The organism is Pseudomonas sp. (assembly GCF_030696055.1).
Lineage (GTDB): Bacteria > Pseudomonadota > Gammaproteobacteria > Pseudomonadales > Pseudomonadaceae > Aquipseudomonas.
Window position 1 is genome coordinate 1 of the sequence record NZ_JAUYNP010000326.1, and the last position, 8,932, is coordinate 8,932.

Sequence of the window (8,932 nt, forward strand, 5' to 3'; positions counted from 1 at the left end):
AGGCCGCGGGCGGCGATATCGGTGGCGACCAGGATGCGCACCTGGTTCGCCTTGAAGTCGGCCAGGGCCTTGGTGCGGGCGTTCTGGCGCTTGTTACCGTGGATCGCCACCGACGCCAGGCCGTGCTTGTCCAGGTACTCGGCCAGGCGGTTGGCGCCGTGCTTGGTGCGGGTGAACACCAGCACCTGTTCCCAGGCGCCGGCGGTGATCAGGTGGGCGAGCAGGGCGCGCTTGTGGCTGGCCTGCACGCGGAATACGCGCTGTTCGATGCGCTCCACCGTGGTGTTCGGCGGGGTGACTTCGATGCGCTCGGGGTTGTGCAGCAGCTTGCTGGCGAGATCCGTGATGTCTTTCGAGAAGGTCGCCGAGAACAGCAGGTTCTGCCGTTGTGTCGGCAGCTTGGCGAGGACCTTCTTCACGTCATGGATAAAGCCCATGTCGAGCATGCGGTCGGCTTCGTCGAGGACCAGGATTTCCACGTGGGACAGGTCGATGGCGCGCTGGTTGGCCAGGTCGAGCAGGCGACCGGGGCAGGCCACCAGCACGTCGACGCCCTTGGCCAGGGCTTGTACCTGGGGGTTCATGCCAACGCCGCCGAAGATGCAGGCACTGACGAATTTCAAATCGCGGGCATACAGCTTGAAGCTGTCATGCACCTGGGCGGCCAGTTCGCGGGTGGGGGTCAACACCAGCACGCGCGGTTGTTTCGGGCCGTGACGCTGTTCGCGATCCGGGTGACCGTTGGGGAACAGTCGCTCGAGGATCGGCAGGGCAAAACCGCCTGTCTTACCTGTACCCGTCTGGGCCGCCACCATCAGGTCGCGACCTTGCAACGCGGCGGGGATGGCCCGCTGTTGCACCGGAGTGGGTTGGGTGTAGCCGGCAGATTCGACCGCACGGACTAAAGCCTCGGAGAGACCGAGGGAGGCAAAGGACATGTGTAATCCTGTCTAGTGAGGGCGCAGCCCTATGGGGTGTATTGCCTGGCTTGAATCGCGCTTGGGGGGCGCAATCCCGTCCGGTACTGCTGACCTCTGGGGGCTAGCATCCGGGCGCAAGCCTGGCGGGAAGGCCCGAGTATAACAGAGCCGTTAGTCTGTGCGAGCCTCAGGCCGCTCGGCGGTCTGCGGCGCCGTTGCCGGCCCGGCAAGAGGCGCCGCAGCGGGCTTGTCGGCCGGCATCCGGCGGGCATATCGGCCGCTACGGCTGCCCCGTTGCAGGCTGAGGGCAGCCGCCGATCCGCCAAATTAAGTCGCGAGCCTGTAGCAGGGCACATAGGCGCTGTTGCCCGGCAGCTTCATCCGGTGCTGGTCGACGAAGGCCTGCAGCAGCTGGTCCAGGGGCTGCATGATGTCCTGGCCTCCGGTGATCTGATAGGGGCCGTGCTGTTCGATCAGGCGAATGCCCTTGTCCTTCACGTTGCCTGCGACTATGCCGGAGAAAGCCCGGCGCAGATGGGCCGCCAGCTCGTGCACCGGCTGCTGGCGGGTCAGTTTGAGGCTGGCCATATTCTCGTGGGTGGGCTCGAAGGGATGCTGGAAGCTCTCGTCGATCTTCAGTAGCCAGTTGAAGTGGAAGGCGTCGTTGCGGGCACGGCGGAACTGGGTGACTTCCTTGATGCCCTGGGCCATCTCCCGCGCCACTTGGCTGGGGTCATTGATGATGATCTTGTAGCGTTGTTGCGCATCCAGGCCCAGGGTGGCACCGATAAAGTCATGCAGCTGCTGCAGGTAGCGGGTGGCGCTTTTCGGCCCGGTCATGATCAGTGGGAAGGGCAGGTTCTGGTTGTCCGGGTGCATCAGGATGCCGAGGAAATACAGCAGCTCTTCGGCGGTGCCTGCGCCGCCGGGAAAGATGATGATGCCATGGCCGACGCGGACGAAGGCTTCCAGGCGTTTCTCGATATCCGGCAGTATCACCAGCTCGTTGACTATCGGGTTGGGCGCCTCGGCGGCGATGATCCCCGGCTCGGTCAGCCCCAGGTAGCGGCCTTTGACGTTGCGCTGCTTGGCATGGGAGATGGTGGCGCCCTTCATCGGTCCCTTCATCACCCCGGGGCCGCAACCGGTGCAGACGTCCAGGCCGCGCAGGCCCAGCTCGTGGCCGACGGTCTTGGTGTACTTGTATTCCTCGGTGCTGATCGAGTGCCCACCCCAGCACACCACGATTTTCGGCTCCACGCCGGCGCGCAGGGTGCGGGCGTTGCGCAGCAGGTGGAAGACGTAGTCGGTGATGCCCTGGGAGCTGCTGAAATCCACCCTTTTGCTTTCCAGCTCGCTCTGCGTATAGACGATATCGCGCAGGGCGCTGAACAGCATTTCCCGGGTGCTGGCGATCATTTCGCCATCGACGAAGGCATCGGCGGGGGCGTTGAGCAGTTCCAGGCGAATGCCGCGATCCTGCTGGTGAATGCGGATCTCGAAGTCCGGGTAGGCTTCCAGAATGGTCTTGGCGTTATCGCTGTGCGAGCCGGTATTGAGGATCGCCAGGGCGCATTGGCGGAACAGTGCATAGACACTGCCGGAACCGGTCTCGCGCAGCTTCTGCACCTCACGCTGCGACAGGGTTTCCAGGCTGCCCTTGGGCGACACTGAGGCATTGGTCTTTTTTCGTGCTGCAGCCATTGCGGCGCTCCATGGGTGTGGTAACGCGCAGCCGTACATGGCTAAGCGCTGGGTCGAATTATGCACGCGCGGTCGTTGCTTGGCATGCGTCTGGGCGTCCCGTTAGGCAAAACTACCAGGTGAAGGCATGGCGGGCATGACTGCTGGCGGCTTGCATTGCGTAGCGCCCCGAGGGGGCTAGGCCAAGTGCCGCTACCCGCGCAAGCGGGCAGCGGCCTGCTGCTCAGCGCGGCAGCTTGAGGTTGTTCCAGATCGCCAGGCTCGGCTCGGCCTGGTTCAGGGTATAGAAGTGCAACCCCGGTGCGCCGCCTTGCAGCAGGCGCTCGCACATCTCGCTGATCACCTGCTCGCCATAGGCCTGGATGCTGTCGATGTCGTCGCCATAGGCTTCCAGCTGCTTGCGAATCCAGCGCGGGATCTCCGCGCCGCAGGCATCGGAGAAGCGCGCCAGCTTGCTGTAGTTGGTGATCGGCATAATGCCCGGCACCACCGGGATATCGACGCCCAGCTTGCGCACGCGCTCGACGAAGTAGAAGTAGCTGTCGGCGTTGAAGAAGTACTGGGTGATGGCGCTGTCGGCGCCGGCCTTGGCCTTGCGCACGAAGTTGGCGATATCGTCTTCGAAGTTGCGCGCCTGCGGATGCATCTCCGGGTAGGCGGCGATCTCGATATGGAAATGATCGCCCGTTTCTTCACGGATAAAGCTGACCAGCTCGTTGGCGTAGCGCAGCTCGCCGCTGGCCATGCCCATGCCGGACGGCAGGTCGCCGCGCAGGGCGACTATGCGTTTGATCCCGGCGTTCTGGTACAGGCTCAGCAGCTCGCGCAGCTCGGCCTTGCTGTCGCCGACGCAGGACAGGTGCGGCGCGGCCGGCACCTTGATCTCGCCATCCAGCTGTAACACGGTATTCAGCGTGCGATCACGGGTGGAGCCACCGGCACCGTAAGTGCAGGAGAAGAAATCGGGGTTGTAGCCGGCCAGTTGGCGCGCCACGTTCATCAGTTTTTCGTGCCCGGCTTCGGTCTTGGTGGGGAAGAATTCGAAGCTGTAACGGCGTTCTTGAGACATAAGACTTTCCAGTTAAAACAAGCCAGGCTTGGGCGTAGGGTGGGTTAGCCGCAGGCGTAACCCGCCATGGTTCTCGATGGGTTAGGCCGCTACGCGGCTAACCCATCCTACGCATCAATAGCGGTAGGCGTTCGGCTTGAACGGGCCTTCCTGGGTGACGCCGATATACTCGGCCTGCTGCTGGGTCAGTCGGGTGACCACGCCGCCGAAGCCCTTGACCATTTCCAGGGCCACTTCTTCGTCGAGCTTCTTCGGCAGCACTTCCACGCACAGGCGCTCGGCCTTCTGCGCGGCCGGCAGGTCGGCGAACTTCTGGCCGAACAGGAAGATCTGCGCCAGCACCTGGTTGGCGAAGGAGCCGTCCATGATCCGGCTCGGGTGACCGGTGGCGTTGCCCAGGTTGACCAGGCGGCCTTCGGCCAGCAGGATCAGGTAGTCGTCGTTGTGCGGATCGAAGCTGCCGGCGCCGGTGCGGTGGATCTTGTGCACCTGCGGCTTGACCTCTTCCCAGGCCCAGTTCTTGCGCATGAAGGCGGTGTCGATTTCATTGTCGAAGTGGCCGATGTTGCACACCACGGCGCGCTTCTTCAGGGCCTTGAGCATATTGGCGTCGCAGACGTTGACGTTACCTGTGGTGGTGACGATCAGGTCGATCTTGCCCAGCAGCTGGGCGTCGATGCTGGCGGCAGTGCCATCGTTGATGCCGTCCTTGAACGGCGAGACCAGTTCGAAACCGTCCATGCAGGCCTGCATGGCGCAGATCGGATCGATTTCGGTGACCTTGACTATCATGCCTTCCTGACGCAGCGACTGCGCCGAGCCCTTGCCCACGTCGCCGTAGCCGATCACCAGCGCCTGCTTGCCCGACAGCAGGTGGTCGGTGCCGCGCTTGATCGCGTCGTTGAGGCTGTGACGGCAGCCATACTTGTTGTCGTTCTTGCTCTTGGTCACCGAGTCGTTGACGTTGATCGCCGGGATCTTCAGCTCGCCCTTGGCCAGCATCTCCAGCAGGCGGTGCACGCCGGTGGTGGTCTCTTCGGTGACGCCGTGGATGCGCTCGAGCATCTGCGGGTATTTCTTGTGCAGGATCTCGGTCAGGTCGCCGCCGTCGTCGAGGATCATATTGGCGTCCCACGGCTGGCCGTCCTTGAGGATGGTCTGCTCGATGCACCACTCGTACTCGGCTTCGGTCTCGCCCTTCCAGGCGAAGACCGGGACGCCGGCGGCGGCGATGGCGGCGGCGGCCTGATCCTGGGTGGAGAAGATGTTGCACGAGGACCAACGCACTTCGGCGCCCAGGGCGATCAGGGTTTCGATCAGCACGGCGGTCTGGATGGTCATGTGGATGCAGCCGATGATCTTCGCGCCTTTCAGCGGCAGTTCGCCGGCGTATTTGCGGCGCAGGCCCATCAGGGCGGGCATCTCGGATTCGGCGATGATGGTTTCGCGGCGGCCCCAGGCGGCCAGGGAAATGTCGGCAACCTTGAAGTCGGTGAAACCGGCAGGCGTCAGTACAGCGCTCATAAATGAGATCTCCATTCGTTGTCTGCGAATGGGCGCCGTTGATGCGTATGGTTAACGCCCCATCCGAGCCTGACAAATCCCCGCTTGGCGGGTTTTGCTGCAGCGCCCCTCGGACGGGTGGCGGGCGCGTGCGGAGCGGGCCGCGCGCGTGAAGCTGGCGAAGTATAGCCAGGCTGGCGGATAAGCCCAAGGCTTTCTGTCGGGCGAGTTGGCTGTTGTGCCCTAGGGTCTAGCCGCTTTGCTCATGGTGTTTGCGCACAGCCTGGTGCAGGCTGCGAGGCTTCTTGCCCCGAACCTGTGGAGTTGCGATGACCCTGGCTTACTGGTGTGTGTTGCTTGCGCTGTTCCTGCCTTACCTGTCCACCATCACCGCGAAGGCGGTCAGTGGCGGTTTCAGCCCCAGGCACAATTATGACCCGCGGGCGTTTCTCGCCAGCCTCGAAGGCCTCGGCCGGCGCGCCAATAATGCCCAGCTCAACAGCTTCGAGGTCACCCCGGCCTTCGCCGCCGCGGTGATCATCGCCCACCTGGCCGGTGGCGCCGAACAGGCCCTGCTCGATCAGCTGGCCATGGCCTTTATCCTCAGCCGCGTGCTGTATTTTATCTGCTACCTGGCCAATTGGGCGCCACTGCGCAGCCTGGTGTGGTTCGTCGGCATGGGCCTGATCGTCAGCCTGTTCGTGGTCTCGGCCTAAGCCTGATGCGAGGTGGTGCGAATGCCCTAAACAGGTGCGCGCCACTGCCTCGCTTAGGGGCGCCAAGCCCCGCGGCTAAAGGCGTTGCGCGTCTTGCGGGTTGGCGTGGCTGGACTAGTGTTGTAGCGACGGTGCAGGAGTCGCCGCAACCAGTCTCGAGGGATGCGTCATGTCAGCCACGCTGTTTTTCGATCGCCTGCTGTGCGCCATGGGTTTGCGCACCCTGAACCAGCAATTCCTGTTTTCCTATGCCCTGATGTTTCTCCTGGCGCTGGTCGCCTCGGTGGCGCTGTACCTGAGCATGGCGGTGTCGCCGGAGACCATCAATGTCGCCGGTGCCCAGCGCATGCTCAGCCAGAAGATGACCAAGGAGGCCTTGCTGCTGCGCGAGAAGGCCATTTCCCGCAGCGTGCTCGAGGCGACCATCGCGCAGTTCGCCAAGGCCCATGAGGACCTGCTGAAGGGCAACCGCGAGCGCAATATCAGCGCCATCGAGCAGCCGCAGATCAAGGCGCAGATGGCCCAGGTCGGGCAGTTGTGGCAGGACTTCCGCCGCCAGCTGGAAGCCTTGGGCGGCGATCCCCAGGCGGTCGATCTGGCCGCTCTGGAGGCCGCCTCGACCAGCCTGTTGCGCGAGATGAACAAGGCGGTGGGGCTGATGGCCGCCCATGTCGAGAACCAGCAGCGCAGCCTGATGTGGCTGGCCTTCAGCTGTCTGCTGGGGATTCTGCTGCTGGTGGTGCTGGGCCGGCAGTTTGGCCTGCGTCCGCTGATGGCCAACCTGGGCATGGTGGAACTCGGCCTGACCCGGGTCGGTGCCGGCGACTTTACCCGGGGCCTGGATGGTGGGCAGCGCGACAATGAAATTGGCCGCATCATCGCCGGCTATAACCGCATGCAGGCGGCGGTGCGGGCGTTGCTGGGCGAGGTCAAGGCCTCGGGTGGGCATACCCAGGCCCATGTGCAGCAGGCCCTGACCCTGGCCCAGGCGGCGGGTGAGGGCGCGCGCCGGCAGCACGAGAACCTCGATCAGGTGGCCACCGCCATGACCGAAATGAGCGCCACCGTGGCCGAAGTCGCCCGCCATGCCAGCCAGGCCGCCGAGTCGGCGCGCAGCGCCGATGACTGTGCTCAGACCGGGCAACGCGCGGTGCGGCGCAGCGGCGAGCTGTTGGCCAATCTGTCGCAGCAGATGGAGCGCAATGCCGCGGGAATGGTGGCCCTGCGCGAGGAGACCGCCGGGGTCGGCAAGGTGCTGGAGGTGATCACCGCCATCGCCGAACAGACCAATCTGCTGGCGCTCAATGCCGCCATCGAGGCGGCCCGTGCCGGCGAAGCCGGGCGCGGTTTCGCCGTGGTCGCCGACGAGGTGCGCACCCTGGCCAGCCGCACCCAACAATCCACCGGGGAGATCCAGGCGATCATCCAGCGCCTGCAGGCTGGTGCCCAGCAAGCCGTGGAGGGCATTCAGGACAGCACCGCGCTGGTGCACAACAACCTGCAGCATATTCAGGAGGCCAACCTGGTGCTGGACTCCATAGTCGGGGCGGTGGACAGCATCAATGCGATGAATGCGCAGATCGCCACGGCGGCCGAGGAGCAGAGCCAGGTGGCGCATGACATCGACCAGCGGGTGGCGGAGGTGTCCGGCCTGGCCGAGCGCAGCCATGACGATGCGCAGAGCGTGATGCAGGTCAGCAGCCAGATCCATGGCGAGGTGCAGCGCCTGACCGGCCAGCTCAGCCGCTTTCAGACCTGAGTTATCCGGGCAGGCGCCGCTGGGCATTTGCGCCTGCGCTATCGGCTAGCCATCTGCGATACTGCGCGTCCTTCCGAGCCGAGCGCGATAGTTGTTGATGAAAAGCCGATACCTGCTGTTGCCACTCCTTGCCTTGACCCTGGCCGCGTGCGGCGGGGTCGATCCCAATTCGCCGCAGGGTAAGCGGCAGACCATCTTCAAGCAGATGCTCAAAGTCAGCGAAGACCTCGGTGGCATGCTGCGCGGGCGCATCGCCTTCAATGAACCGCGCTTCGTCGCCGGCGCCGCCGAGCTTGATCAACTGACCCGCACGCCCTGGCAGCATTTTCCCCAGGTCAAGGAAGAGGGCGGTGATAGCCATGCCAAGGATGAGGTCTGGCAGCGTCAGGCGCATTTCCAGCAACTGGCCCGGGCGCTGGAAGCCAGCACCGCCGCGCTGGTCGCCGCGACTACCACGCGTCCGCTGAACAGCGCCGATCTGTCCGCGCCCGTGCAGCTCGTGGAAGACAGCTGCGAGGCCTGCCATAAGGAGTTTCGCGCGTTCTAAATCGCCGCTTTAGAAACCCGCGATCTGCGCCTGGCGCAGTTGCTCACCCAGGGCCAACACCTCCGGGTGCCGGAAGAACGCCTGCAGCTGCGCCGCGCGTTCGGGACCGATGCCCGGCTGATGCTGCCAATCCGCGGCGCTGCGTTGCGCGAGTTCCTGCCAGTTGCCGTTGACTGCCGCCAAGCCCTTTGCCGGCAGGCCCAGGGCGCGCAGCCAGGCGCTTAACGGGCGTTGTCGGGCCAGGGCAAAACTCTGGCTGAGCTTGGCGGCGCTGCGCGGGCCTAGGCCGGGAATCTCCGCCAGTTGCTCTGCGGATAGCCGCAGCCAGTCGAGCAGACCCTCGAGTTGCCGCGCCTGCAGCAGTTTCTCCCAGGTGCCGGGGCCGACCCCGGGTAGCGCCAGACCTTGCTTGCCGCTCAGCCAGGCCAGGCGCGCGCGAAACTGGCTGGCGCAGGACGGGGTGGCGCGCCAGCAGCTCAGCGGATGGTAGGCGGCGGGGTTGGGCACTTCGAGTTTGGCGCGCTGCTGGGTGCGCCAGAGCACGCTGTCCAGCTTGGGAATGGTCAATCCGGCCAGGCGGATGGCGATCTGATCGCCGGGGCGGATATCCAGGGTCTGCCAGTGTTGCAGCGAGTCGGCGCTGACATATTCGACCCGCCGGTCGTCCAGCTTGACCGGTTGCACGCGCAGCACCGGGGTGATGCGGCCGCTACG

At 64.7% G+C, this 8,932-nt stretch carries 8 protein-coding genes and 1 riboswitch; of the genes, 3 read left to right on the forward strand and 5 right to left on the reverse strand.

The window, feature by feature from the left end:
- The 4 genes from Q8Q83_RS19650 to ahcY form a co-directional block, all read right to left on the reverse strand.
- On the reverse strand, window positions 1-938 hold a 938-nt coding region (locus Q8Q83_RS19650), incomplete at its 3' end, for a DEAD/DEAH box helicase (RefSeq protein WP_305625814.1).
- Window positions 939-1,247: 309 nt separating this feature from the next.
- Window positions 1,248-2,624 carry a nucleotide 5'-monophosphate nucleosidase PpnN gene (gene ppnN / locus Q8Q83_RS19655; protein ID WP_305625815.1) on the reverse strand — a complete coding sequence of 459 codons (1,377 nt, stop codon included), beginning with the start codon at window positions 2,622-2,624 and terminating at the stop codon, window positions 1,248-1,250.
- A gap of 223 nt (window positions 2,625-2,847) precedes the next feature.
- Window positions 2,848-3,693: a methylenetetrahydrofolate reductase [NAD(P)H] gene (gene metF, locus Q8Q83_RS19660; protein WP_305625816.1), complete on the reverse strand. Its 846-nt coding sequence runs from the start codon at window positions 3,691-3,693 to the stop codon at window positions 2,848-2,850.
- Window positions 3,694-3,807: 114 nt separating this feature from the next.
- Window positions 3,808-5,217: an adenosylhomocysteinase gene (gene ahcY, locus Q8Q83_RS19665; protein WP_305625817.1), complete on the reverse strand. Its 1,410-nt coding sequence runs from the start codon at window positions 5,215-5,217 to the stop codon at window positions 3,808-3,810.
- A gap of 23 nt (window positions 5,218-5,240) precedes the next feature.
- Window positions 5,241-5,334, reverse strand: a riboswitch (S-adenosyl-L-homocysteine riboswitch).
- Between the two features lie 191 nt (window positions 5,335-5,525).
- Here ahcY and Q8Q83_RS19670 point away from each other — a divergent pair.
- From Q8Q83_RS19670 to Q8Q83_RS19680, 3 genes are all read left to right on the forward strand, one after another.
- Complete coding sequence (locus tag Q8Q83_RS19670) at window positions 5,526-5,912, forward strand: MAPEG family protein (RefSeq protein WP_305625818.1); 387 nt, start codon at window positions 5,526-5,528, stop codon at window positions 5,910-5,912.
- 169 nt (window positions 5,913-6,081) lie between these two features.
- Window positions 6,082-7,671 carry a methyl-accepting chemotaxis protein gene (locus Q8Q83_RS19675; RefSeq protein WP_305625819.1) on the forward strand — a complete coding sequence of 530 codons (1,590 nt, stop codon included), beginning with the start codon at window positions 6,082-6,084 and terminating at the stop codon, window positions 7,669-7,671.
- Between the two features lie 97 nt (window positions 7,672-7,768).
- Window positions 7,769-8,218 (forward strand): cytochrome c, encoded by a 450-nt coding sequence (locus tag Q8Q83_RS19680; RefSeq protein WP_305625820.1) that lies wholly within the window; start codon window positions 7,769-7,771, stop codon window positions 8,216-8,218.
- A 9-nt stretch (window positions 8,219-8,227) separates the two neighbouring features.
- Here the strand turns inward: Q8Q83_RS19680 and Q8Q83_RS19685 are convergent.
- Window positions 8,228-8,932, reverse strand: a 705-nt coding sequence (locus Q8Q83_RS19685) for a helix-hairpin-helix domain-containing protein (RefSeq protein ID WP_305625821.1), incomplete at its 5' end; no start/stop codon positions are given.